19 protein-coding genes and 1 pseudogene are annotated in these 23920 nt (G+C 64.3%); 9 read left to right on the top strand and 11 right to left on the bottom strand.

What is annotated here, in order from left to right:
• The first annotated feature begins 19 nt into the window (after window positions 1-19).
• From B552_RS0109360 to B552_RS0109345, 4 genes and pseudogenes are all read left to right on the top strand, one after another.
• Entirely contained in the window at window positions 20-622 is a 603-nt protein-coding gene (locus B552_RS0109360; protein WP_019448751.1) for a phosphatase PAP2 family protein, read from the top strand.
• Complete coding sequence (locus tag B552_RS0109355) at window positions 619-1746, top strand: sterol desaturase family protein (protein WP_019448750.1); 1128 nt, start codon at window positions 619-621, stop codon at window positions 1744-1746. The genes B552_RS0109360 and B552_RS0109355 overlap by 4 nt, the downstream gene beginning before the upstream one ends.
• Window positions 1730-2857, top strand: coding sequence for an acyl-CoA desaturase (locus B552_RS0109350; RefSeq protein WP_019448749.1), 1128 nt, complete (start codon window positions 1730-1732; stop codon window positions 2855-2857). The genes B552_RS0109355 and B552_RS0109350 overlap by 17 nt, the downstream gene beginning before the upstream one ends.
• A gap of 42 nt (window positions 2858-2899) precedes the next feature.
• Window positions 2900-3079 (top strand): annotated as a pseudogene (locus B552_RS0109345) (PLP-dependent aminotransferase family protein); the annotation flags it as partial.
• A 39-nt stretch (window positions 3080-3118) separates the two neighbouring features.
• On the opposite strand, the gene B552_RS0109340 reads toward B552_RS0109345, so the two are convergent.
• The 3 genes from B552_RS0109340 to B552_RS0109330 form a co-directional block, all read right to left on the bottom strand.
• Complete coding sequence (locus B552_RS0109340; protein WP_019448747.1) at window positions 3119-4192, bottom strand: HAD family hydrolase; 1074 nt, start codon at window positions 4190-4192, stop codon at window positions 3119-3121.
• Between the two features lie 104 nt (window positions 4193-4296).
• Entirely contained in the window at window positions 4297-6003 is a 1707-nt protein-coding gene (locus B552_RS0109335) for a phage integrase family protein (RefSeq protein ID WP_026035486.1), read from the bottom strand.
• 135 nt (window positions 6004-6138) lie between these two features.
• Window positions 6139-7095 carry a transporter gene (locus tag B552_RS0109330; protein ID WP_019448745.1) on the bottom strand — a complete coding sequence of 319 codons (957 nt, stop codon included), beginning with the start codon at window positions 7093-7095 and terminating at the stop codon, window positions 6139-6141.
• 242 nt (window positions 7096-7337) lie between these two features.
• Between B552_RS0109330 and serA the strand changes: the two genes are divergently transcribed.
• Complete coding sequence (gene serA, locus B552_RS0109325; protein ID WP_085958771.1) at window positions 7338-8591, top strand: phosphoglycerate dehydrogenase; 1254 nt, start codon at window positions 7338-7340, stop codon at window positions 8589-8591.
• On the opposite strand, the gene soxR is transcribed toward serA, so the two are convergent.
• Entirely contained in the window at window positions 8560-9093 is a 534-nt protein-coding gene (gene soxR, locus B552_RS0109320) for a redox-sensitive transcriptional activator SoxR (RefSeq protein WP_019448743.1), read from the bottom strand. The two genes, serA and soxR, sit on opposite strands and share 32 nt — an antisense overlap.
• Window positions 9094-9213: 120 nt before the next feature.
• Here soxR and B552_RS0109315 point away from each other — a divergent pair, with 120 nt between their 5' ends.
• Entirely contained in the window at window positions 9214-9642 is a 429-nt protein-coding gene (locus B552_RS0109315; RefSeq protein WP_019448742.1) for a Rid family hydrolase, read from the top strand.
• A gap of 194 nt (window positions 9643-9836) precedes the next feature.
• Entirely contained in the window at window positions 9837-10301 is a 465-nt protein-coding gene (locus tag B552_RS0109310; protein ID WP_019448741.1) for a hypothetical protein, read from the top strand.
• On the opposite strand, the gene B552_RS0109305 is transcribed toward B552_RS0109310, so the two are convergent.
• The 3 genes from B552_RS0109305 to B552_RS0109295 all read right to left on the bottom strand — a co-directional run bounded on the left by B552_RS0109305 (window position 10302) and on the right by B552_RS0109295 (window position 13511).
• Window positions 10302-10850, bottom strand: a complete 549-nt coding sequence (locus tag B552_RS0109305; protein WP_019448740.1) for a malto-oligosyltrehalose synthase — start codon at window positions 10848-10850, stop codon at window positions 10302-10304. It abuts the gene before it with no gap.
• Window positions 10851-11026: 176 nt separating this feature from the next.
• The gene (locus B552_RS0109300; protein WP_019448739.1) at window positions 11027-12394 is read right to left on the bottom strand and encodes an MFS transporter; all 1368 of its coding nucleotides are present in this window, start codon (window positions 12392-12394) and stop codon (window positions 11027-11029) included.
• A 223-nt stretch (window positions 12395-12617) separates the two neighbouring features.
• Window positions 12618-13511, bottom strand: a complete 894-nt coding sequence (locus B552_RS0109295; protein ID WP_019448738.1) for a LysR family transcriptional regulator — start codon at window positions 13509-13511, stop codon at window positions 12618-12620.
• 103 nt (window positions 13512-13614) lie between these two features.
• Here B552_RS0109295 and B552_RS0109290 point away from each other — a divergent pair, with 103 nt between their 5' ends.
• The gene (locus tag B552_RS0109290; protein ID WP_019448737.1) at window positions 13615-14358 is read left to right on the top strand and encodes an SDR family oxidoreductase; all 744 of its coding nucleotides are present in this window, start codon (window positions 13615-13617) and stop codon (window positions 14356-14358) included.
• Between the two features lie 21 nt (window positions 14359-14379).
• Here the strand turns inward: B552_RS0109290 and B552_RS0109285 are convergent, their stop codons facing one another.
• The 3 genes from B552_RS0109285 to B552_RS0109275 form a co-directional block, all read right to left on the bottom strand.
• Window positions 14380-14790 carry a hypothetical protein gene (locus B552_RS0109285; RefSeq protein ID WP_019448736.1) on the bottom strand — a complete coding sequence of 137 codons (411 nt, stop codon included), beginning with the start codon at window positions 14788-14790 and terminating at the stop codon, window positions 14380-14382.
• Window positions 14791-14893: 103 nt separating this feature from the next.
• Entirely contained in the window at window positions 14894-15457 is a 564-nt protein-coding gene (locus tag B552_RS0109280; RefSeq protein WP_035879644.1) for a helix-turn-helix domain-containing protein, read from the bottom strand.
• 150 nt (window positions 15458-15607) lie between these two features.
• Window positions 15608-16765, bottom strand: coding sequence for a porin (locus B552_RS0109275; protein ID WP_019448734.1), 1158 nt, complete (start codon window positions 16763-16765; stop codon window positions 15608-15610).
• A gap of 310 nt (window positions 16766-17075) precedes the next feature.
• Here B552_RS0109275 and B552_RS0109270 point away from each other — a divergent pair, with 310 nt between their 5' ends.
• The gene (locus tag B552_RS0109270) at window positions 17076-17816 is read left to right on the top strand and encodes a TetR/AcrR family transcriptional regulator (protein ID WP_019448733.1); all 741 of its coding nucleotides are present in this window, start codon (window positions 17076-17078) and stop codon (window positions 17814-17816) included.
• 76 nt (window positions 17817-17892) lie between these two features.
• On the opposite strand, the gene uvrA is transcribed toward B552_RS0109270, so the two are convergent.
• Complete coding sequence (gene uvrA / locus B552_RS0109265; RefSeq protein ID WP_026035483.1) at window positions 17893-23754, bottom strand: excinuclease ABC subunit UvrA; 5862 nt, start codon at window positions 23752-23754, stop codon at window positions 17893-17895.
• Between the last annotated feature and the right edge of the window lie 166 nt (window positions 23755-23920).

Raw genomic sequence — 23920 nt, 5'->3', positions numbered from 1 at the left:
CACTACAAGATTGCGTCACATGACCCTTGGTTGGTGCTCGGTCGGCTTCGTCTATGCGACATGCGGCGTGCTGCAAGGGGCTGGAACGGTGGTCCCGGAAACGGCACTTGATCGCATGATTCCATTCAGCTCATCAGGGATCTGGCTGTATCTATCGTTCTTTTTATTGATCCCGCTGGCCTATCTGCGGGCGGACCCGCTTCGTCTGCGATGGCTGGAACGATCGATGCAAGCGAGCGCCCTGATCAGCGGCGCGGTTTTCTTGCTGTGGCCCACCACACTGCACTACCCGCCTTTCGCAACCGACAACCTGCCGAGCCATCTACAACGCGCATTGATGATGCTCGACACCAGTCAGAACTGCGTGCCATCGCTGCATGGGGCGCTGACGCTTCTCGCGGTAGCAGCGCTTGCCAATGGGCGGCGGCCCTGGCAAACACTGCTGGTGACCGTCTGGGGCATCGGCATTCTTTATGCGACAGTCCAGACCCGCCGACACGTAACGCTGGATCTGACGGCAGGCGTGGTGGTCGGCATGTGTTGCGGCGCCGCCGTCAGCCGATTCTTCTCGAGGCATACGCCCCGAGAGGCCGTCATTCGCAACGAGGTGACATCGACATGAATGCATTTGCCCTTCCTCTTTCCCTGATGCTGATTGCCGTAGTGGGCGAGTTAGCGATCCAGAAGTGGTGGCGTGGTGAAACGATTCCATGGCGCGACGTCATTCTGAATCTCAATTCTGGCCATGTACTTATGTGGCTGTGCCGCGGTATCGAGGTGGCAGGCTTTTCCTGGCTTTATCATCATGCCAGCCTGCAATGGGTTGCCGGCTGGCATCCAGTCGCTGGCTGGATATTTGCCTTTCTGGCGTGGGATCTGGGATTCTACTGGCTGCATCGAATGCACCACCGGTTCGGTTTCCTGTGGGCCGTTCATGCGGTCCACCACGAAGGGGAACACTTCAACTTGTCGCTTGGCGTGCGTAACGCCTGGATCTCCTCGCTGACCTCGTTGCCTTTCTTCGTGCCGCTGGCAGTACTGGGCGTTACGCCGACGATGTTCGTGGTGGTTTCTGGATTTCACTACTCGGTGCAGTTTTACAATCACTGCGGACTGGTTGGCAAATCGGGGATCTTGGATCGCTTCCTGGTGACCCCCGCCAATCATCGCGTGCACCACGGCTGCAACCCGGAGTATATCGACCGCAACTTCGGCGGCACGTTGCTCCTATGGGACAAGCTTTTCGGTACGTATCAACGCGCGCTGCCGGATGTTCCCATTCGCTATGGCGTTCATGAGAAGGTGGATAGCGACAATCCGTTCTGGGCCAACCTGGTACCGGCACTGCGGTACTTCGGCCTGAAAACACCGCGTTTGACGCGCAATGTCCACGCAATATCCGATGCCTGGATCGCCAGTGGCGGCCTGCTGCTGTTCGGTGTCGTCATCAATTATGTACGTACCGAGGGAATGTGGACAGCCCACTGGCAAGCGGTCTGGGCGGCCATGATTCTATTGCTGACTCTCGCTCTTGGGGGAATATCGGATGGCCGCAATTGGGCAAGATGGACATGGCCACTGCTGGCAATGACGCTACCCACCATGATGATTGCTCTCTATGGCGTACGCGATCCGCTGACCGTTGCGTTGCCCTTCCTGCTGGGTGCACACGGTATTGCCAGTGGTATTTGGTTTGCACGGGCCGAATTTTCATCTCTTACATCCGAACATGCCAGACATCGGTAAGCTCCGTTACGCGTCGCCGCAGTCGTCCTCTCTTGCAAGTGACCTCCGACAAACTGCCCACGACTATCTCCAGTCGCGGAACGACAACCGCTTCGCCGATTGGCGCCTCGTTGCGAAAGGTCTGTTCTTGCTGTCCTGCGGGATGTCGCTGTATGCCTCCATGCTGGCCGCGACGAGCGCAACAGCCTTCTTCTTCGCATACCTGGCAATTCCATTTCTGGCAATGATGCTCGCGATGAACGTCCTCCATGATGGCGCTCACCGAGCGCTGTCGCCCTGGCCCTGGCTGGATCGAGCGCTGATCCGCTTGATCGCAATACCGCTCGGCGTCGAGCCGGCTTATTGGACAGTGCGACATGTGCACTACCATCACGCCTATGCGAACATCGAGCACTACGACCTCGATACCGCCGCCAATCGCTTTTTGCGTCAGACCCCCTACCAGCCTTGGTATCCACAGTTTCAATACCAGCATCGATACTGGCCCCTGGTTGCCGCTCTGTCGCTGCCATATATTGGCTGCGTCTATGATTGGGCTGATCGCTTCGGGCTAACCCCACTCAAGCGGGACCGCGTCCTACCGGGTGCGGCAGGCTGGTCGATTTTCGTCTCGACCAAGGCTGCACACATACTGCTGGCGATGGTGGTCCCGGCATTGGTCGCTCATCGGCTCGGACTGAGTGCCAGCGTGGTCGTCGCCGGCTACCTGGTCGGCCAGATGCTGGCGTCATGCGTGCTGGTGGCGCTGATACTGGGGACTCATTGGTCGGACGTCAGGTTCTTTCTGCCTCCGGAGTCCGGGCAATTGCCTCACACGTGGCACGAGCACGCCTTTATGACCGCGTGCGACTGGCAGCCTCGCCCCAGGTGGATTGGTTATTGGCTTGGTGGACTGAACCTGCATCTGACTCACCACTTGTTTCCCACCTACAGCCACCGGCACTATCCAGCATTGGCAGCGGAAATCGCCAATGTCGCGCGCCGCCACAACATACGCTACCGGGTACTTTCGTACTCGCAGTTGCTGATTGCGCAGCAGAACTTTCTGCGCGCGATGGGACGACCCGGCCGCCGGCTTCCTCACGACAACGACACACAGAAAGAGCCGTAGGGCGGCACATCCCCTTCGCCGGCCTCGGAAAGCGGCACCAATGTGGTGGCGCTGGCAGCCAAGGCAGGTGTATCGCTGCGCGCGGTGTCGCCGACGTATGCGGGTGGCAACGGCCCTGCCGGGCTGGTACTAGGGTTTGGCGGCTTTACCGATCAGCAGATCGACGACGCCGCCAGAAAACTGGCGACGGCGATCAGGTCGTGCCGCTCTGCACGAGCCTGAAGCCGGCGCCGGATTCTCAGTGCAACCTTCGAGGCAACCTCACGGTTGAGCCGCGGGATAAATCCGGGACCAGTCCTGCTTCATGCTGATGACGGTCCAGCCGCGCGTGGTGGCTTCGTCGAGCGCCTTGTCGAGCCTGCCGATTTTTGACTGGCGGTCGTAGGCGAACTCTCGTTCGGCGTCATCGTGGTGGACCAGCACGGCCAGGCGCGAGCCCGTGCCGGCCATCGTGTACTGCAGCATCTGCAGATCGCCGTCGGAGTTGCCGACAGCCATGATCGGGCGGCGGCCAATCTGCCGGTAGATGCCAACGGGTTTGCCGGGGCCGTCATCGATGAAGTCGAGCCTGGGGCCGCGCACCAGCACGGGCTGGCCGTTGCGGACTTCATAGGTGACCGACTGCGTGGACCCTACAACCTGCTCGGGCGGAATCCCGTAGACGCGCTCGGACCAAGGCCGCATGAACTCGATGGTCCCGCCGGAAACGATATAGGTCTTGAAGCCGTTGGCGCGCAGGTAGGAAAGCAGTTCCAGTTGCGGCTGAAAGACCAGATCCGTATAGCGCCGGTTGAACTTCGGATGCCGCGCGGTTTCCAGCCAGGCGCGAATCGTCCGGTCGTACTCGTCGACGGTCATGCCGCTGTTGGCTGTGGTGATCAGCGGCAGCAGCCGCTTCTCTTCGCGCATGACCCCAGCCATGTCATTGGCCATCAGCGCCTTGAACGCGGGGTTGTTCTTCCATTCCGGATGCGATGGCGCGGCCGCCTTGACCTGGTCGAGCAGGAAGAAAAACTGGAAGTACAGCGGCTGTTCGCTCCAGAGCGTGCCGTCGTTATCGAACACCGCGATGCGTTCCGCCGGGGGCACATAGTTCGGCGAACCCTGCTGCGTCACGTCGGCGACGAACTTTACGATCGCCTGCCGGGCCGCGCCATCGCGCCACGACGCCAGCGTGGCCTCGGACGCGTTGCTGCTGGACTGTACGGACTCCTGCTGGCCAGTTGGCGGCGTCGCAGCACATCCGCCGAGCGTCGTGATGGTGGCGCCGACCACGATGGCCGACAGGGCTGCGCCAAGCCAGCGTTGCAGCCGTGATGCGCGAGCAAGTTCCATGGGCGAATCTCCAGTTTGACTCGGCCAGTAGGGGCTCCCGGGGATGGCGCGGGAATGCAATCCTTTCGGGATTGATCTGAAATGTTTCGCCGGTGGCCGGCCGGCTAATGGCGCAGTGTGGCGTATGCCGCCGTTGTCGACAAGGACGCGTGGCCCAACTGTTGCTGGATTGCCTTTCGCGAAACGCCGCGCGCCAGGGCGTGACTGCCGAACGTGTGGCGCAGCCAGTGCGCGCTGGCCTGCGCGAGTTGTCCGGCATCCGCCGAATCCGTGATAACGAGTTGACTGGCCGCCTGCGCGAAGAAGCGCTTCCAGATCGCGCCAAGCTGCGCGACCGACAACGGCCCTTGTGCACCGTCGTCCTTGACGCGGCCGATCAGCGGTGTGGTGGCCGGTAGCCGCTCGAAGTCGCGGCCGAGCCCGCGTGCCTCCATATGGGCGCGCAGCGCGTCGATCACGGGCGTCGCCAGCGGGATCTGGCGCGGGCGGGCGCCCGGCACCGCCAATATCCAGCCGTCATGCCAGGTCATGTCCCCCACCGTGGCTGCCGCCTGCTCTGAAATGCGCAAGCCCGAGCCATAGGCCAGGCGCAGCATGAACCTCACGCGTGCGGTGCGCGAATCGGCGGCCGGCAGGTTCGAAGCAAATGTCCGCAGATAGAGCCACTGCGGCTCGGTGAAGCTGCGTGCCACCTGGATACGTGCCGTCTCGCGGGCCTTGGGCGGGGCAATCGATGCGAACGGATTCATGCTCGCGCGCTGCTGATCGACCAGCCACGCATACAGCGCGCTGAGGATCTTGCGCGCGTGCCGGATACTGGCCGGGGACAGCGGTCCTTCGAATGGGCGCCAGTCGTGGCGATCGCGTGGCGTGCCACGCCGGCCCACCCATTGCGCCGCGGGCTGGGGATCGGCAAGGAACGCGAGATAGGCGCCGCAATCGTCCGCGCCGATTCCGGACAATGTCTTGCCGCGCGTGAACATGGCCCACAGCAGGAAGCGCTCGGCTTGGGTGCGGTAGGCGCGCCAAGTGTGACTGCCTTCCGGCTGATAGCCGCCAAGCCAGTCCTGAATCGCCATCACGTCGGCCTGTGCCGCGGACGTTCGCAGCGATTCGAGCGGCCCCATTGCCGCGCCTATTGCCGTGCCTATTGCCGTGCCTATTGCCGCGCCTATTGCCGCGCCCATTGCAGGCGCCGCCGTGGTGCCAATGTCCGCACCCTGCTCGCGCAGCCAGTCTTCGATCCGCCGTGCCGTCAGGCTGCCAATGCCTGGCACGTGCCGATACCATCCCTGCCCCGCTTCACACACGGCGGCCCGCAAGGCGCCCAGTGTCTGCCACCCGGCACCGGCAAGCTTCCCCGCGATGGCCGGCGCAAACCAGCCGCTGACCGCGTCGGTAAGCATCGGACGCGCCAGCAGCAATGGCTGGAGCGCGTCCAGCGCGCGCAGCAGCTTGCGTTGCCGTGCCTGTCTTGCCGTGGTGGATTCGGATGGCGATGGCTGAATCAAGGCAAGCCACGCCCGCTCGGTGAGAATTCGTTCCGCGCCGGCGCCGCCCGCTCTCGGCCGGGTGGCCAGCCGCTTGACGCCACGTACCAGTTCCCCTTCAATCCAGCCAAGCGTGGTGCGCGCCAGGCGCAGGTCCAGGCCACGGGTCAGGTAGCGGTCCGCCAGGCGGCCGAGATCAAGGCCCTGCAGGTACCCCCGGTAGAACGCGAAATGATTGGGGCCCAGCGCGCGCTCGGGGGCGACCGGCGGGCGCTGACGGCGGCGCACCGGCGAGGTGGCGCGGGGTACGGCTTTGGACAAGGCGGTAATGCGGAAACGGCAAAGGGCGCGATGATACCGCGAGTTGCGGTGCACCCTTCGCGCCAATGGCAGCGGCGCGAGGCATTCACATCGGTCTGGCCATGCGTCCGGGGCCAGGGCCGAAGGCAGCAGCCGTCAGAAAATCAGTGTGGCGGTGCCCATCACCGTGGCGGTGCTGTCCAGGCGGTTCGTGCTGGTGACGGTTGGCACCCAACGCAAGCTGAATGACAACGGGGCCTTGCCGCCGAGCTTGGTGTCATAGGTCACGATGGGGCCCATGGCGAAATCGCGGCCGCGAAAGCCGTTCAGCCGATCTGCCGTCGGTCCGCTGTCTTTGCCAAGCTGCTGCACGGTACCCATCACCAGGCCGGCGCCCCACTTGCCAAAGCGCTTGAGGCCCATCACGTCCAGCGTGAACAGCGGTGCGTTCTGGTAGTCGGTGGCGGTGTTTCGCGTATAGAACTGGAACGCCCCCACCACGTTGAATTCCGCCCCGTATTCCGGCATCTCGTGCGTGAAGGCAACCTGTGGCACGAACGTCCAGTTGTTGAGGCTCGGGTTGGCCAGCGCATTCTTGTCGTACTGGCCCGTCGGCGCCCAGACGTTGAAGCTCAGCGCCATGTGGCTGGTCTTCGAGAAGTGGTAGCCGGCAATGATCGGGCTGAAATACATGTCGTAGAGATTCGACGCGCGATCCGATGTCCCGCGTGAGAAAGTTCCGACGCCGGCCGTGGCGTGGACGGTGGTCCAGACATATGGCAGCGTAAAGCTCGACGCGAAATTCCAGGGGCCCGATCCGGTATCCCAGACCTTCATGAGCGTGGCCAGCGTGAACGCGATCTTTGCGTCAATGCCCAGCGAGGTCTTGCCCGCGATGGGCACCTCACGGCCGCCGCTGATCGACCCATTCATGTAGAGCTCTTGCAGATTCGCAATCCAGACCGGCTCTGTTGGCACGATGCCGACACCGGACGACACGCTGGTGCCGCTGACCGGGCGGCCCAACGCGCCTTCGGTGGCGTGGCCGGCCAGCGGTGCCATCAGCCCGCCGGTTGCAAGGGCGGTCAGGATGGCGGATTGCGCGCGTTTCATTGTGTCTCCCCGAATCACGAACGATGCGCCGCGAACGACGCAAATGCTGCATCGTCTCAGATTCCATCGGGCGTGGAGTTTAGTTTTCTCGGCGAGGAACTTGAAAGTTTTAGCGTGGCCGGAGTCGCGCCAGGCTGCTGCCGGCGGCTTGCCCACGTCGACAGCACGGGTAAGCGTCGGTGGTAAGGTGTGTCCATGCGCGTCCGGCTGTGCGGCCGTCCGGCTTTCCGGCTTTCCGGATCATGGACGCCCAATGTCTTCCCAACTCTCCGCTATCCAGCCAGACCATCATGGCCAGCGTCCTGCTCCTCGAGAACATTCACGCCAGCGCCCAGCAGTTGCTGGGCCGCCACCAGATCGACATCGCCACGCAAGGCAAGGCCCTGGCCGGCGATGCGCTGCTCTCCGCCGTGCGCGATCACGAGCTTCTTGGCATTCGTTCGGCCACCACGCTGACCGCCGAAGCGTTTGCAAATGCCCGGCGGCTGTTGTCCGTGGGCTGCTTCTGCATCGGCACGTCGCAGGTGGATCTGGGCGCGGCGGCCCATGCGGGGATTCCGGTTTTCAACGCGCCGTTCTCGAATACGCGCTCCGTGGCGGAACTGGTGATCGGGCAGGCCATCATGCTGATGCGCCGCATCCCTGAGAAGAGTCGCGCGGCCCACCAGGGACAGTGGCAGAAGACGGCCAAAGGCGCTTTCGAGATCCGCGGCAAGACCATGGCCGTGATTGGCTACGGGAATATCGGCGCTCAGGTTGGCATCCTGGCCGAGGCGATGGGCATGCGCGTGGTGTTCTACGACATTCGCCCGCGCCTGTCGATTGGTGGCGCGACGCCGGTGCATTCGCTTGAGGACGCGCTGTCTCAGGCCGATGTCGTGACATTGCACGTGCCCGCTACCCCGCAGACGCGCAACCTGATGGACAGCAAGGCGCTGGCGGCCATGCGCCGAGGCAGCATTCTGATCAATGCCTCGCGCGGAACGGTGGTCGATATCCCGGCGCTGGCGCAGTTGCTCGATGACGGCCATCTGGCAGGCGCCGCCATCGATGTGTTCCCCGAAGAGCCGCGCAGCAACGCCGATCCGTTCGTGTCGCCGCTGCAGGGCAAGCCCAACGTCATCCTGACGCCCCATGTGGGCGGAAGCACCGAGGAAGCGCAGGAGAATATCGGCGTGGAGGTGGCCACCAAGCTCGCCAACTTCCTGGAGACCGGCGCAACGCTCGGTGCGGTCAACCTGCCTCAGATTCAGCCGACGCCGCAACTGGCGCCGGCGCGCGTGCTCAATATCCACTACAACCGGCCCGGCACGCTGTCGCACTTCAACCAGGCGCTGGCGGAGATCGGGGCCAATATCGTGGCGCAGCAACTTCAGACCGAGGGCGATATCGGCTACGCCATCACCGATATCAATCTGGTGCCGCCGGAAGGCTGGGCCGAGAATCTGATGAAGGACGAGGCGTTCATTCGCACGCGCGTGATCGTGGCGCGCTGACCTGGCGAGCCTTCCTGTGCTCGCACGGCCCGGCTCCAAAATGTGGGCCGGGCCCCGACTGTGCCAGCGTGTCCTGCGGATTGCGCAGCGGACACGCCTTCAGCGACAGGCATCCACATCCGATGCAACCATCGAGCTGGTCCCGAAGCTGGGTCAGCGTGCGGATGCGTGCGTCCAGGTCCTCACGCCACGCGGCGGACAGGCGGCGCCAATCCGCCACGGTAGGCGCCTTGCCATTGGGAAGATGCCTGAACGCTTCGGCAATTACGCCAAGCGGCAACCCCATGCGCTGCGCCACCCTGATGACGGACAGCCTGCGCAAGACGCCGCGCGCGTAGCGGCGTTGATTGCCGCTGCTGCGCGTGCTTGCGATCAGCCCCTTCGATTCATAGAAATGCAGTGCGGAAACGGCGATGCCACTGCGTGCGGCAACTTCGCCGACGGTGAGCGGGTCGCGGGAGCGCAGCGGGCGTTCCGCTGGTTGGCTGGGGGTACGTTTCATGCGGTTCATCGTGTTGGGGGCGGACTGTGATGAGCAGTGGACGATCGTAGCGCAAAACGCTTGACCTCAAGCGTGCTTGAGGTTTGATACTGGCGCCACTTTCCACTGAGGACCGTTGCCATGCTGCTTGAATCCCCCCGCGCGCCTTACCTTGAGTTCATGAATCCGCCCGATCTCTATGACCCCAGGCTCAATGGGTATTCGCACGTCGCCATCGCCAACCGGCCCGCACGGATTGTGTTCGCCGCCGGCCAGGGGGGTGAGGACATGTGTGGCGGATTGCGCGCCGATTTCGCTGCGCAGGTGAAGCAGGCGCTGATCAACTTGCGCGTTGCGCTGCAGGCTGGTGGCGCAGATATTCCGGATGTCGCAAGGATCACGGTGCTGATCGTCGACCACTCGATGGAGCGCCTGGCCATCTTCAGCCGTGCGTGGCAGGCCATGCTGGGAGACTGGCCCGCCCCTGCCTGCACGCTGATCCCGGTCCCGCGCCTGGCCCTTGATGGCATGCTGTTCGAGATCGAGGCCACAGCGGTACTTCCCGCGTAGAGCGGCCCAGCGGCACCGGAAAGAGAACGCCGGCACGCAAGTTTCATACCGCGGGCAGGTCATGTCTCACGATGGTGCATGGCATGCCGCATGCATGTCCGATCTTCAGAAAAATAACTACGACGTGGGCAGCGGCGTCGGCCGATCGACACCGTGCGTCACCTACAGTAGTTGGAGATGCAACGGAGACGTACATGGATGCACTGACCAGTGCGCTTGCGCGGCTCAGCCGCCATGCCGAGCGGTGTGCGGAGTCGTTGACCGCCGTCGCTGCAGCCGCTGCGGACCCGCAGATGCGGGCCGAACTGGCGCATCGTGCCAACCTGCAGCACTGCGCAGCGACGGAGCTGGCCACACGCGCAGGCGTGGAAGGCGCTCAAGGCCGTGACGTGACCGATGGCCATCGCGAAATCCCGCCATTCGACGCGGGAGAACCCGGCTTGCTGGAATACGCCGCGCAGCAGGCCGGACGTGCCGCCGCCGCCTACGGCGCGCTGTTGCGCGAACCGCTGGACGACCCCGAGCTACGCCTGCTGCTGGCGCACTACTATCGCGGTGCAACAGAACTTCAGCGCATGCTCGAGCAGCGCGTTGCAGACTTTGCACCGTCACATGAATCCGGCCGGGCGGTGCGGCGCGCTACGCCGCCGCTGCACTGATCAGGTGCCGTGTGCCGGCGCCGGGTCACGGTGCAGTGCAGCCTGCGTATGAGCCGTCAGTTCCTGCTGTGGCAGATACGGGCGGATAACCAGCGCCACATAGTCCTCGTCCTCGGGGTTCACCACGAGATAGACCAGTCCGGAGATCACCAGCGCCACTTCGCCCAGTTGCTCGGCGATGCGCGCCGCCACGAAGCGCTGCAACAGGCTCTGGTCGATCGTCGAATCGATGGCCTGGGCCGCGGTCGATATCGTCTGCAGGCATTGCTCGGAAGTCTGGCAGACCACGATCACTTCTTCGATCGCGTAGCCGGTGTGCGCGCCGCGCACGAGCACGGAGATCCCTTCGCTGGTCTTGGCACGATGCCAGCCGGGCTTGGCACGAAAATCGGGCAAGGCCATTTTTTCCCCGGCATCGTGCGCCACGGCATTGAACTGCTGGGCAAAATCGTGGGGGCTGATGGCGAGCAACTGCTTCTCGACAGGCGTGGAGGACACGGCCACGGACGAGGCCAGGCTGACGCTGACCAGAATGCTGGCGAGATTCATCGCTACCTCCCTCGCTCGTGATACGGCGGGCCAGGCAGCGCCGCCAGCCGGTCACGAAGCACGCCTTGCCTGGGCAATCGGCGTTCCGGCCTCTGGCGGGCGGTTGGACGTCCCGAACGTTTCGTAGTCCCCTCGGTTCACTATAGGCGGCAGCGGCGCCCGGCGATATCTCGCGATTACTTCCGGGCGGTCTGCATGGCGGCGCTGTCTGCACTCTGCGGCGTGACCAGCCGCAAACCGCTGGCGACGGCTGCCGCACCGGCAAAGCCGGCACCCAGCGCCAGCGCAAGCGTCGGCCCGTGGCTGTCCGCGATGCTGTACGACAGCGCCACAAGTGCCGCGCCCGTCGCCTGCCCGAGCAACCGTGCCGTGGCCACCACACCGCTTGCGCCACCCGCCCGCTCACGCGGCGCGCTGGCCATCAGGGCCTTGAGATTGGGCGATTGGAAGAAGCCAAATCCGGCGCCGCAGATTGCCATGCGGATGCCGATATTGAGTACGCTCGCATCGGCCGGCATCAGCGCCAGCGAAGCGAGTCCTATCGACATGACCGCCATGCCGATGCCGCCGAGCAACCCCGGCGGGTAGCGGTCCGACAGCCGCCCTGCGATTGGCGCCATCACAGCCACCACTGCGGACCATGGCGTGAGCAGGAAGCCGGTTTCCACGGGGCTGCGGCCCAGGACATGCTCGAAGTAGAACGGCAGCGACACAAAGGCCAGGCCTTGCGCCGCGAACGAGCAGATGGCCGTCAGCGTCGACAGTGCAAACATTGGACGCCTGAACAGGTCCACCGGCAGCATCGGGGCCGGACGGCCGCGTTCGCGGCGCAGCAGCAGTGCGAATGCGATGACGAAGATGACAGCGGCGGTCACCACATACTCGGTCGGCGCGCGTTGCACGCCCTCGCCCAGCGCAAAGATCAGCGAGGAAAACGTGATGACGTTGAGGATTGCCGCCACGGGATCGAAGCCGTGCTGGCTCCGCTTGGTCTGGGGCAGAGATGGAAACGCGATCGCCAGGGCCAGCAGCCCGATCGGCAGGTTCACGGCGAACAGCCAGGGCCAGGACCCCATGGACAGGATGACCGAAGCCACGGTAGGTCCTACTGCGAACGAAACGCCCACGACGAGCGCGTTGAGCCCGACGCCGCGCCCAAGCCGGTGGATCGGGAAGATGGCGCTGATCAGCGCCGTGTTCACGCTCATGATTGCCGCAGCGCCGATGCCCTGCAGCGCGCGTGCGGCGGCCAGCGACGGCAGCGACCACGCCATCGCGCAGATCACCGACGAGACGATGAACACCATCACGCCGCCCAGGTAAATCCGCCGATGCCCGACAATGCCGCCGAGCGCTGCGAACGGCAGCAGCGTGGCGACCATGGCAAGCTGGTAGGCATTGATGATCCATACCGATGCCGCCGGTGTGCTGTTCAGGTCGGCGGCAATATTCGGCAGGGCCGTGTTGGCGATGGCCGTATCGAGCGTGGCCAGCGACACGGCAATCATGATGGCGGCCATGCCGCGCTTCTCGCGCGCGGTCATCGGGGCGTCGTGGGGTACGGTTTGCGCGGCGGGCGGCTGGCTGGCGTTGTTCTGCACGATCTCGATCGGGGCGAAGTCTCGGATGCGGCGATTTTCGTTGTGACGTCAACTATCGCCAGTTCCGAACAATACGGGAAAACGAGAAGGTTTGCTTGGGCCGATGCAATGCCAGCTTGAATGATGTCTGTTGAGTACCTTGCGGTCTTCCTCCATCGATCATTGATCAGCCGTCTTTTGTAGCGAACTCCGCCAAAACCCAATCAATAAATACCCTGACCCTCTGTGACAACTGACGACTGCGCGGGTATAGCAGCGATACCGGCATTGGCGGTGGGGGCATTTCTGGCAGTACGCTGACCAGCGTGCCACGGGCCAGATCGTCCTCCACGTGATAGCGCGGCACCTGCACCAGCCCCAGCCCCAGGCGGCAAGCGGCCACGTAGCTCTCCGCGCCGCTCATCGCCACGAGCGCGGGCAGCCGCACCTCGTGCCGGGTGCCTTCGGCCATGAATTCGAGCGGAAGGATGCCACCGGTCAGCGTAGACCGAAATCCGATCATCTGGTGGCTGTTCAACGTCTCCAGCGATGTCGGCACGCCATGCTGCGCCAGGTAGTCCGGCGATGCCAGCGTGACCTGCGCAAGCCGCGCCACAGGCCTGGCCACCATTTCGCTGTCCTGCAGTTCGCCTGCGCGCAGCACGCAGTCGATGCCTTCCCGGACAAGGTCGACAAGCCGGTCGCCTTCGCTCATCTCGAATGTGATGCCGGGATGGCGCACAAGAAACGCCGGCAGTGCGGGAAACAGGAAGCGTCGCGCCAGTTGGCCTTGCAAGTCAACGCGCAGGATGCCCTTCGGGATGGCGCCGGCAAACGCCGACTCGGCTTCCTCGAAATCGGCCAGCAGGCGCTGGCAGCGCTGGAAGTACGCCTCGCCATCGAGCGTCGGGCTGACATGGCGCGTGGTCCGCTGCAACAGGCGAACGCCAAGCCGCGATTCGAGCTGCTTGACGGCGTCGGTCACCGAGGACCGCGGGAGGTCCAGATCCTGCGCCGCCGCCGTGAAGCTGCGCCGCTCGACAATCCGCATGAATACGCGCATGGCGTCGATTCGATCCATATTGTCCGAAAATTCGAATTCTGATGCCGAATTTTGCCCATTTATCTGCCACAGCGTAAGGTCTATCGTTTCCTCACCAAATCACGATTCACCGAGGAATGTCATGGAAATGCAGAACCGACACCGTGTTGCCATTGTTACCGGCGCGTCGCGCGGCATTGGCGCGGCCATTGCGGAGCGGCTGGCCCGCGACGGCCTTGCAGTCGCCATCAATTTCGCAAATGACGCTGCCGCCGCCACGGCGCTGGCGCGCAAGATTGAAGCGGGCGGCGGGCGGGCCATGCCTGTGCAGGCCGACGTTGGAGACGCTGCGGCCGTATCGCGGCTGTTCGATGCCACGGAAGCCGCCCTCGGCAGGATCGACGTCGTTGTCAACAACGCGGGCATCATGTTGCTCGGCTCGATTGCGGAGTCCGATGACGCGATGTTCGATCGCGTAATGGGCATCAATCTGAAAGGCGCCTATCACGGCATGCGGGAAGCAGCGCAGCGCTTGCGGCACGGCGGCCGGATCATCAATTTCTCTACCAGCGTGATCGGCCTGCGCACGGAGCAGTACGGCATCTACGCCGCATCGAAGGCTGCCGTGGAGGCGATGACGGCAGTATTGAGCAAGGAGATGCGCGGACGCGGCATTACGGTCAACGCGGTGGCGCCCGGTCCAACCGCTACCGACCTGTTCCTCGATGGCAAGTCGCCAGAACTGATCGATCGCCTGGCGAAGCTGAATCCGCTGGAGAGGCTGGGCACGCCAGAGGATATCGCCGCTGTGGTGTCTTTCCTGGCCGGCCCCGATGGTGCGTGGGTCAATGGCCAGGTGCTGCGCGCAAACGGCGGGATGATCTAGGCGCGGGAGTCGGCGCCAGTACTACTGGCCGTACCGCATCTGCACGTCATCGACACGATTCGTGCGGGTGTTGTAGAGGCACGTGTAGCGGAACGACATGCTTTCTTCACTGCCGTCTGGCTCGAAAGTACCCTCACCGCTCACACCGGCCTGCGTGCCCGATTGCTGAAAGATCCGTTCGCGGTCCGGCATCATCATCACGCTGCCCGGTTGCGGGTAGCGATTCTTGACCGCATTGGCCACCGTTTTTTCGCAGGCATTGCCGGCGGCCTCCATCTGGGCGCGACTGACCCCGCCGCCATACGTGGCCGGCGGTGGCGATACGGAGGTGGAAGGCATGCGCTGCGGTGGCGCGGGCGGTGGCATCGGCGTGGTGGTACAGGCCGCGAGCAGTGCGGCCAGGATCAGGCACGGGTAGGAAAGACGTGGCATCAGGTCGTGTCCGGAGTCGGCGGGAAACCGTCGGAGAACGGGTGCTAGTGCAACGACTCTATGTCAGAAATGCCTCCGGAGCAACCTGGCAGTCTGGCGATCGTCACTCGATGCGACCCGCTTCCTGCACATGCGGGGCGGATGTTGTCATATGAGAAGCGGCCGACGAGAGTCGCGCGCGCGTGCGATCGTCGGCCGCAGGCCCTGCCCTGACCACATGCCGCCGCCCCATTTGCAGCGGCTCGCCATTCTCCGCATCGACCAGCAGCGGCTCCACGACCTTTCCGGTATCGCGGTCCACGATCTGCACGCTCGGCCCTTCCGGAGCGAAATTGCGATTGCCCCACGCCAGCAGCGACAACAGCACCGGGCGGAAATCGCGACCGCATTCGGTCAGTACATACTCGTAGCGCGGCGGGCGTTCCGAGTACTGGCGCTTTTCCAGCAGCCCCTCTTCGACAAGCCCGTTCAGCCGGCGTGTCAGCATGTTCGGCGCAATATCAAGATTGCGCTGGAATTCATCGAAGCGCTTCGTGCCATAGAACGCATCGCGCAGAATCAGGATGCTCCACCACTCGCCGACTCGTTCGAGGCTGCGGGCAATCGGGCATTGCATATTGCGGAAAGTCTTGCGTTGCATGTCGTCCGGACCCTTTGGCGTAAACATGGTGATGATACCTACGTTCAGCAGAATCGGACGATGACGGCGCCGGCTGTGGCTGGCCCCGACAAATAAAAAAGGCGCCGCAACGTCGATTGCGGCGCCAGAATGCCTGCGCGCGTAGTGGAGCACCGCGCCGGCACCTCCCTCGGCAACTCAGAAGATGTGACGCAGTCCCAGCGACACGCCGGTCTGGCCGCTGGCGCCGGGCGTCTTGTAGTAGACCTGCGACGTCGATGGCAGATACCCGACGGACTGGCCATTCGGCAGATACGAAATGTTGTCCCAGTTCAGCGACGCGTTGCGCGCGTACACAACAGCGAAGAACAAGTCGGTGCGCTTGGACAGGTTGTAGTCGGCCAGCGCGAGGTACTGCTGCGGATTCTTCGGGTTGACATGAACGCCGCCAATCGTCGCGTCCTTGATGTCGTCGTAGTAATACGCGGCGGTCAGGCGCAGCGCCGCCGTGGCATCCCAGGACAGGCCAGCCCAGTACATGTTGTCACGGTGCGGCAGCAGCGTTGGCGTACCCGTGGAAGGCGCGACCGAATTGCCCCAGCGATAACCGGCAACCATCTTGACTGGCCCAAGCCTGTAGCTGCCCGCGAACATCGCGCGCATGTCGCGGCCGTAGTCGTTGGACCCGGATGCGCCGGTGGCCTGCGCCACGTTGAGCGTCTTGACTTCGTCATACGCTGCGGCAATGCCGAACGGGCCGGACTGGTACGCGGCGCCCACGCCGTACGCGGAACCGGCTGCAAACGTCCCGGTGCGCTCGCCGAACGACCAGTGCGTCATCAGCGTAACCGGCCCGAACGCACCCTGGTACTGCACCATGTTGTTCTCGCGGAAGTTCGGCCCGGCAATGCCGACCACGGGCTCGAACTCCGGCGCGTAGGCCACGGGTGTGAAGCTGCCCATGGTCAGGAACGCCGACGTGTACTGGCGGCCGAACGTCAGCTTGCCCCACTGGTTCTGCAGCCCCACGAAGGCCTGGCGCCCGAACAGCAGGCCGCCGAGGCCCATTTGCCCGTTGTCGGTGTTGAACTGGTTCTCCAGCACGAACAGGCTCTGGAGCCCGCCGCCGAGATCCTCGGTGCCACGCAGGCCGAAACGGGACTGTGCAATGCCCGATGAGTTCATGAACACGGCCGAGCCGCTGCCGGGCGCCAGCACGCCATTGCTGGTGTTCTGTACGTGGTTCACGTACTGGATGCTAGTCGTCACGACGCCATAGAGCGTCACGGACGATTGCGCTTGCGCCCCTTGCGCAAGCAGCGCGCCGGCAATCGCGGCGAACAGCGTCTTCTTCATCTTGTGTACTTCCCGTCCTCTGGTGTTCCCGTGTGGTGCCCCATGGCGCCGGCGGGTCTCCACGCCCTGCGCCATGAGGTGCGATCTCCCGATCGCGGCGTCATTTAATCTCTCGTATTAAATCGACAGCGACGAAGGCTAATGGCATTCGGTGGTTCAGATAGTTAGGGCTTTCCCCAGGTGCGGGCACATTTGGACGAATTTCGACGCCGCGCGGATGTCGGACATCGGATTTTTCCGTATCCTTGCGGGGCTTCCACCCATCCAACAGCAAACAGCAAGCCCCCAAGGGAACGGCAGGACATTTCTGATGAAGCTCAAGCAAGCGCGCGCCGTGATCGTCGACGAGCACCAGCCCCCCGCGCATGGCAAGGCCAGGACAAATGCAAGCATGCGGGCCGCAGCCGCCGAGGAAGACGACGGGCTGACCGATACCGCACGGCGGATTCTGGAAATCGCTGAAAGGCTATTTGCCGAACAGGGTGTGGAACAGGTGGCGCTGCGGCAGATCGTGGTGGAAAGCGGCCAGAAAAATCGATCCGCCCTGCACTATCACTTCGGCTCGCGCGAGGCGCTGGTGAGCCATCTGCTCAACCGCCGCCTGCATCAGATCAACAGGATTCGCAACGAATATCTCGATGCGCTGGAGCAGCGTGGACAAGCCATCGACATTCACGACGTGGCGGAAGCCACGATTCTCCCGCTCGTCGACGTGGTGCTGCGCACGGACTGGGGCACCAACTACCTGCAGGTACTGGCCCAGACCACGTTCAGCCCCAGCCTGCTCAACAAGGGGCTGGTCGACCGGACGGCAATGAGCGCCCTGTACCGTGTGCGGGAGCACATCTTCCAGCTTTGTCCGAACGTGCCGCGCGAGGTGATGAAGCTGCGCATGGTCTGGTTCCTGGACACGGTGGTCTACTCGCTGGCTCACTGGGTGCGTGAACGCGGGAAACGGTCGCGTACCGAGCCGCCCGTGGGAGAACTGATCGACTTCTGCGCGGCGGCGCTCCAGGGGCCGCCACCGCGCAAGTCACCGAAGTCGCGCTAATCAGACCGAAGTCACGCTAATCAGGCCGCTGTAGTCGGCCCTTTTTGGTCAGCTCGTTCTGGTCAGCTCGTCCTGGTCAGCCCGTTGCCCGTGCCTCGTCCCGCGCGACGCGCGCGAGCACCGGCACCAGCGCGGCGCCCGTGTGGCTGGCCCGGGTACCTGACAGCGTCTCCGGATCTGCCGCGCTAACAATCGTGCCGCCGTTGGCACCGCCCTCCGGCCCGAGATCGATAATCCAGTCGGCCTCGGCGATCACGTCGAGATCGTGCTCGATCACCACCACACTGTGGCCCCCATCGGTCAGGCGGTGCAGCACGCGGATCAGCCGCGCTACGTCGGCCATATGAAGCCCCACCGTGGGCTCGTCCAGCACATACAACGTGTGCGGGGCCTTCTGGCCGCGGCGCGTGATGTCGTCGCGGACCTTCGACAGCTCGGTAACCAGCTTGATACGCTGCGCCTCGCCGCCCGATAACGTTGGCGACGGCTGGCCAAGCGTCAGGTAGCCCAGGCCGACATCCTTCATCAGTTGCAACGGATGCGCGATCTGCGTGATGGCCGAGAAGAACTCGACGGCCTCATCGATCTCCATCGTCAGCACTTCGCCAATATTCTTGCCACGCCAGGTCACAGCCAGCGTTTCGGGATTGAACCGCTGCCCATGGCAGACGTCGCACGGCACCTTCACGTCAGGCAGGAAGCTCATGCCGATCGTGCGCACGCCCTGCCCCTCACAGGCCGGGCAACGCCCTTCGCCCGTGTTGAACGAGAAGCGCGACGCGCTGTAGCCGCGTGCCTTGGCCTCCAGCGTCTCCGCGAACATCTTGCGGATGGCGTCCCACACGCCGATATAGGTGGCCGGGCACGAGCGCGGCGTCTTGCCAATCGGCGTCTGGTCGACTTCCAGCACGCGGTCGATAGCCTCCCAGCCGGTGATCGACTCGCAGCCATGCCATGCGTGCTCAACGCTGAGCGATTTCGTGGCGGTCGGCTTGCCCGCCTTCTCGGCCACCGCCCGTGCGCGGCGCGTGGCCGGCGACGACATCACCGAGCGGCCGACGGCGTCGAGCAGGTTCGTCATCAGTACGTCGCGTGCGAGCGTGGACTTGCCCGAGCCGGACACCCCGGTAATGGCCACCAGCCGCGTCAGCGGAATCCGCGCCGTGACATCGCGCAGATTGTGCAGATGGGCGCCGTGGACGGTCAGCCATTGCTGCGGCTCGGCTTCCTTGCCGGCGCGTGCCGGCCTCACCTGACGCCGCGGCTGCAGCGGGTGAGTCATCGGGTGGGCCAGGAAACGGCCCGTGGTGGATTCCCGGGCCGCGGCCAGCGCTTCCACGCCACCCTGCGCCACCAGGCTCCCGCCGCGTTTGCCCGCACCGGGACCAATGTCGATGATGTGGTCGGCGCGGCGGATCGTGTCTTCGTCGTGCTCCACCACCACCAGCGTGTTGCCCTTGTCGCCGAGCTTGCGCAGCGCATCGAGCAGGATCTGGTTGTCGCGCGGATGCAGGCCGATGGTCGGTTCGTCCAGCACATAGCAGACGCCCTGCAGGTTGCTGCCAAGCTGCGCGGCCAGACGGATACGCTGGGCCTCGCCGCCGGACAGGCTCGGCGCGGCGCGGTCCAGGCTCAGGTAGCCCAGGCCGACTTCCTCCAGGAACTGCAGGCGGCTGGCGATCTCGGACACCACGTCGCGTGCGATCTCGGCTTCGCGGCCTTTCAGCGTCAGGCCATCCACCCAGCGGCGTGTATCGGACACCGTCCATTGGGCGACATCGGTGATGGCATTCGTATCGAACGTGACCGCGCGCGCCACCGGATTGAGACGCGTGCCCGCGCAATCCGGGCACGGCGTATCGCCCACGCCTTCCGGTTCCTGCTCCTCCGACGGCAGGCTCTGCTCGCGGCCGCGATCGTCGCCGCCGAGTACGGTGTCGTCGAATGCGGCGCGTTGCTCGCGAGTCAGGGCCAGCCCGGTGCCGACGCAGGTATTGCACCAGCCGTGCTTGCTGTTGTACGAGAACATGCGCGGATCGAGCTCGGGGTAGCTCGTGCCGCAGACCGGGCAGGCGCGCTTGGTCGAGAACACCTTGGTTTGCCCGACGTGTCCCGTGCGCTGGCCGTCCTGCATGGCGTCATGCAGCCCATCCAGCGGCGCCAGCAGGTGCATCACGCCCTTGCCGAGTTCTAGCGTTCGCTCAAGCAATGCCCGCAGTTCCGCTTCGTTGTCTGGCGATACCACGATATCGCCGACGGGCAGCTCGATCGTGTGTTCGCGGAAGCGGTCCAGGCGCGGCCACGGATCGACAGGCAGGAACTCGCCATCGACGCGCAGGTGCGTGTTGCCGCGCGCCTTTGCCCACTTGGCCAGATCTGTATAGACGCCCTTGCGGTTGACCACCAGCGGCGCCAGCATGCCCACGTGCTCGCCGCGGTGATCGCGCAGCAACTGGGCCACGATCGATGCGGGGCTCTGCGACGTCACGGGCGCGCCGTCATGGACACAATGCTGGATACCGAGCTTGACGTACAGCAGGCGCAGGAAATGCCAGACCTCGGACGTGGTGGCCACGGTACTCTTGCGGCCGCCACGCGACAGCCGCTGCTCGATTGCCACGGTTGGCGGGATGCCGTACACGGCATCCACCTCGGGCCGCCCTGCCGGCTGCACGATCGAGCGCGCGTAGGCGTTGAGCGACTCCAGATAGCGGCGCTGTCCCTCGTGGAACAGGATGTCGAACGCGAGCGTCGATTTGCCCGAGCCCGACACGCCCGTAATGACGTTGAACTTGCCGTGGGGAATATCGACGTCGAGCGACTTGAGGTTGTGTTCGTGCGCGTTGACAATGCGTACGACATTCTCGCCTTCCACGGCGCGGCGCGCCCTCGCCGCTTGTACCGCGGCCTGCAGCGGCAGGCCGTGTGCGGCAGTCTCGGCGCGTTCGGCGGCCAGCGTGCCGGCTTCCCCGAGTGCCGCGTCATAGTGGATCAGCGCCTGGCCCGTGTGCGATTCGGCACAGGCCCTGACTTGCGCAGGCGTACCGGCGCAGACCACCTGGCCACCGGCATCGCCGCCTTCAGGGCCAAGATCGACGATCCAGTCGGCAGCACGGATCACGTCGAGGTTATGTTCGATCACGATCAGCGAATGGCCACCATCGAGCAGCTTGCCGAACGCACGCATGAGCTTGGCGATATCGTCGAAATGCAGGCCGGTGGTCGGCTCGTCAAACATGAACAGCCGTTTGGGCAGCACCACGGCCTTGCGGTTCTTCACTGGCTGGGCCTGCGCGGCCTCGGCAAGGAATCCGGCCAGCTTGAGGCGCTGCGCCTCGCCGCCGGAAAGCGTGGGCACGGGCTGGCCGAGCTTGACGTACTCCAGGCCGACGTCGGCGATAGGCGCCAGAACGCGCAGCACGGCGGGGTCGCTTTCAAACAGCGCGGTGGCCTCGTTGACAGTAAGTTCGAGCACATCGGCCACGCTCAATGCACGCGGCGCCTGGCCGCGCGCGGTGCGCTCGATCTTGACCTCGAGCACTTCGGCGCGATAGCGCGTGCCGTCGCAATCGGGGCAACGCAGGTAGACGTCCGACAGGAACTGCATCTCCACGTGCTCGAACCCCGAACCGCCGCAGGTCGGGCAGCGGCCATCGCCGGAGTTGAAACTGAACGTGCCTGCCGTGTAACCGCGTTGCAGCGCCAGCGGAGCCTTGGCAAACAGCTTGCGGATTTCATCGAACGCCCCGACGTAGCTGGCCGGGTTCGAACGAGCGGTCTTGCCAATCGGTGACTGGTCGACGAACACGACGTCGTCAACCTGCCCGGCGCCAACCAGATCACGGTAGGCGCCCGGCGATTCGGTGGCCTTGCCGAAATGGCGTGCCATTGCCGGGTGCAGCACATCCTGCAGCAGCGTCGACTTGCCCGAGCCAGAGACGCCGGTCACGCATACCAGGCGATTGAGCGGAATCTCGACGTTGACGTCCTTGAGGTTGTGCTCGCTGGCGCCTTCCAGCACCAGCCTCGGGGTATCGGCGTCGACCGCGCGCGTTTTCCAGTCCGACGAATCGGTCACGCGGCGGCGCCCACCAAGGTAGTCGCCGGTCAGCGTCGGTGTCTTGCGAATGTTCTCGGGGGTGCCGTCGAAGATGATCGACCCGCCGCGCTCGCCCGGCCCCGGCCCCATGTCGATCAGGCGGTCTGCGGCCAGCATCACGGATGGGTCATGCTCCACCACCACCAGCGTGTTGCCAGCGTCGCGCAGGCGATGCATGGCTTCCACGATCCGGTTCAGGTCGCGTGGATGCAGGCCGATGCTTGGCTCGTCCAGTACGAATAACGTATTGACCAGCGACGTGCCAAGCGCGGTGGTCAGGTTGATCCGCTGCACCTCCCCGCCCGAAAGCGTGCGGCTCTGGCGGTCAAGCGTGAGATAGCCCAGGCCAACGTCGCACAGGTACTTGAGCCGTGTGCGGACCTCGGCAAGCAGCAGCTTGAGCGCGTCATCAAGCAAGGCCGAAGGCAGCGTCAGGTCGTCGAAGAAGCGGCGGATGCGTGCAATCGGCATCAGCATCAGGTCGTGCACGGTCAGCCCGGGCAGCGATTCAAGCTGTGTGCGATCCCAGTCCACGCCACGTGGCAGAAAGCGATCTGCCTGCGGCAACACGGCATTGGCGTTGTCGGCACTGCCCAGGCGCCACAGCAGCGCCTCGGTCTTGAGGCGGGCGCCGCCGCAGGTTTCGCACGGGGTGTAGCTGCGGTACTTCGACAGCAACACCCGGATATGCATCTTGTAGGCCTTCGACTCCAGGTAGTTGAAGAACCGCATCACGCCGTACCACTGCTTGTTCCACTGGCCGTTCCAGTCCGGCGAGCCGTGGATCACCCAGTGCTGCTCGGCCTCGCTGAGCTGGTTCCACGGCAGGTCGCGCGGAATGCCGGCCTTTGCGGCGTAACGCATCAGGTCGTCCTGGCATTCCTTCCACGCCGGGGTCTGCATTGGCTTGATCGCCCCATCGCGCAACGATTTGCGGACGTCGGGGATCACCAGCCCGAGATCGACGCCGATCACGCGCCCGAAGCCGCGGCACGCATCGCACGCGCCGTAGGCGGAATTGAACGAGAACATCGCCGGTTGCGGATCGGCATAGCGGATATCGCTTTCCGGGCTGTGCAGGCCGGTGGAGAACTTCCAGACCGGGCCCTCGCCATCGTCGGTCACCACATGCACGCTCACGCGGCCACTGCCACGCTTCAGCGATGCCTCGATGGCCTCTACCGCGCGGGCTTTCTCGACGTTACCAATGCGGAAGCGGTCAGCCACCACGTCAAGCATCTTGCGGTTGCCGGTGGGCGATTCCACCAGGCGCTGCCCATGCACGCGCGTATAGCCGCTGACGGATAGCCATTGCGTGACTTCATCCTCGGTGGCCGATTCGGGTAATTCGACGGGGAAAGTCAGCACCAGGCGGGCATCGGCGAACGGCTGGCCGGCGCCGGTGCGGGCCACCAGTTCGGCGTAGATCGTCTCCGGCGAGTCATGCCGCACGGGCAGCGCGGTCTGCCGGTCGAATAGTTCCGACGCACGCGCGAACAGCAGTTTCAGGTGATCGTTGAGTTCGGTCATCGTGCCGACCGTGGATCGCGAGCTTCGCACCGGGTTGGTCTGGTCGATCGCGATTGCCGGCGGAACGCCGTCGACCTTGTCCACCTGCGGACGGTCCATGCGGTCCAGGAACTGCCGCGCATAGGCGCTGAACGTTTCGACGTAGCGGCGCTGGCCCTCGGCGTAGAGCGTGTCGAACACGAGGCTCGATTTCCCCGAGCCAGAAGGGCCGGTCACTACGGTCATCTGGCCCGTTTGGAGGTCGAGATCGACATTCTTGAGATTGTGCTGACGGGCGCCGCGAATGCGGATTAGGCCATGGTCTGACAATTTAGTCCCTCAAATCAATGAGTTATGCTCGATTCGCACGCGTCTTGCGCGGTGCCGATGCGCCATCATGCCCTATTCGGGATCCAACGCGTCCAGTGGGGTCTTGCACGGAGCCTGGGGTCGGCAGTGTCGGCTAAGGCGTCACTATACTGTATAAACGTACAGT

This window comes from Cupriavidus sp. BIS7, assembly GCF_000292345.1.
Lineage (GTDB): Bacteria > Pseudomonadota > Gammaproteobacteria > Burkholderiales > Burkholderiaceae > Cupriavidus.
This window is presented reverse-complemented; position numbering and strand designations above follow the sequence as displayed.

What these genes read in the sequence shown, in the direction of transcription:
- B552_RS0109360 (WP_019448751.1), top strand. Translation starts at nt 20, where the DNA reads ATGACCCTTGGTTGGTGCTCGGTCGGCTTCGTCTATGCGACATGCGGC.
- B552_RS0109355 (WP_019448750.1), top strand. Translation starts at nt 619, where the DNA reads ATGAATGCATTTGCCCTTCCTCTTTCCCTGATGCTGATTGCCGTAGTG.
- B552_RS0109350 (WP_019448749.1), top strand. Translation starts at nt 1,730, where the DNA reads ATGCCAGACATCGGTAAGCTCCGTTACGCGTCGCCGCAGTCGTCCTCT.
- B552_RS0109340 (WP_019448747.1), bottom strand. Translation starts at nt 4,192, where the DNA reads ATGGAACTTGCTCGCGCATCACGGCTGCAACGCTGGCTTGGCGCAGCC.
- B552_RS0109330 (WP_019448745.1), bottom strand. Translation starts at nt 7,095, where the DNA reads ATGAAACGCGCGCAATCCGCCATCCTGACCGCCCTTGCAACCGGCGGG.
- serA (WP_085958771.1), top strand. Translation starts at nt 7,338, where the DNA reads ATGGACGCCCAATGTCTTCCCAACTCTCCGCTATCCAGCCAGACCATC.
- soxR (WP_019448743.1), bottom strand. Translation starts at nt 9,093, where the DNA reads ATGAAACGTACCCCCAGCCAACCAGCGGAACGCCCGCTGCGCTCCCGC.
- B552_RS0109315 (WP_019448742.1), top strand. Translation starts at nt 9,214, where the DNA reads ATGCTGCTTGAATCCCCCCGCGCGCCTTACCTTGAGTTCATGAATCCG.
- B552_RS0109310 (WP_019448741.1), top strand. Translation starts at nt 9,837, where the DNA reads ATGGATGCACTGACCAGTGCGCTTGCGCGGCTCAGCCGCCATGCCGAG.
- B552_RS0109305 (WP_019448740.1), bottom strand. Translation starts at nt 10,850, where the DNA reads ATGAATCTCGCCAGCATTCTGGTCAGCGTCAGCCTGGCCTCGTCCGTG.
- B552_RS0109300 (WP_019448739.1), bottom strand. Translation starts at nt 12,394, where the DNA reads ATGACCGCGCGCGAGAAGCGCGGCATGGCCGCCATCATGATTGCCGTG.
- B552_RS0109295 (WP_019448738.1), bottom strand. Translation starts at nt 13,511, where the DNA reads ATGGATCGAATCGACGCCATGCGCGTATTCATGCGGATTGTCGAGCGG.
- B552_RS0109290 (WP_019448737.1), top strand. Translation starts at nt 13,615, where the DNA reads ATGGAAATGCAGAACCGACACCGTGTTGCCATTGTTACCGGCGCGTCG.
- B552_RS0109285 (WP_019448736.1), bottom strand. Translation starts at nt 14,790, where the DNA reads ATGCCACGTCTTTCCTACCCGTGCCTGATCCTGGCCGCACTGCTCGCG.
- B552_RS0109280 (WP_035879644.1), bottom strand. Translation starts at nt 15,457, where the DNA reads ATGTTTACGCCAAAGGGTCCGGACGACATGCAACGCAAGACTTTCCGC.
- B552_RS0109275 (WP_019448734.1), bottom strand. Translation starts at nt 16,765, where the DNA reads ATGAAGAAGACGCTGTTCGCCGCGATTGCCGGCGCGCTGCTTGCGCAA.
- B552_RS0109270 (WP_019448733.1), top strand. Translation starts at nt 17,076, where the DNA reads ATGAAGCTCAAGCAAGCGCGCGCCGTGATCGTCGACGAGCACCAGCCC.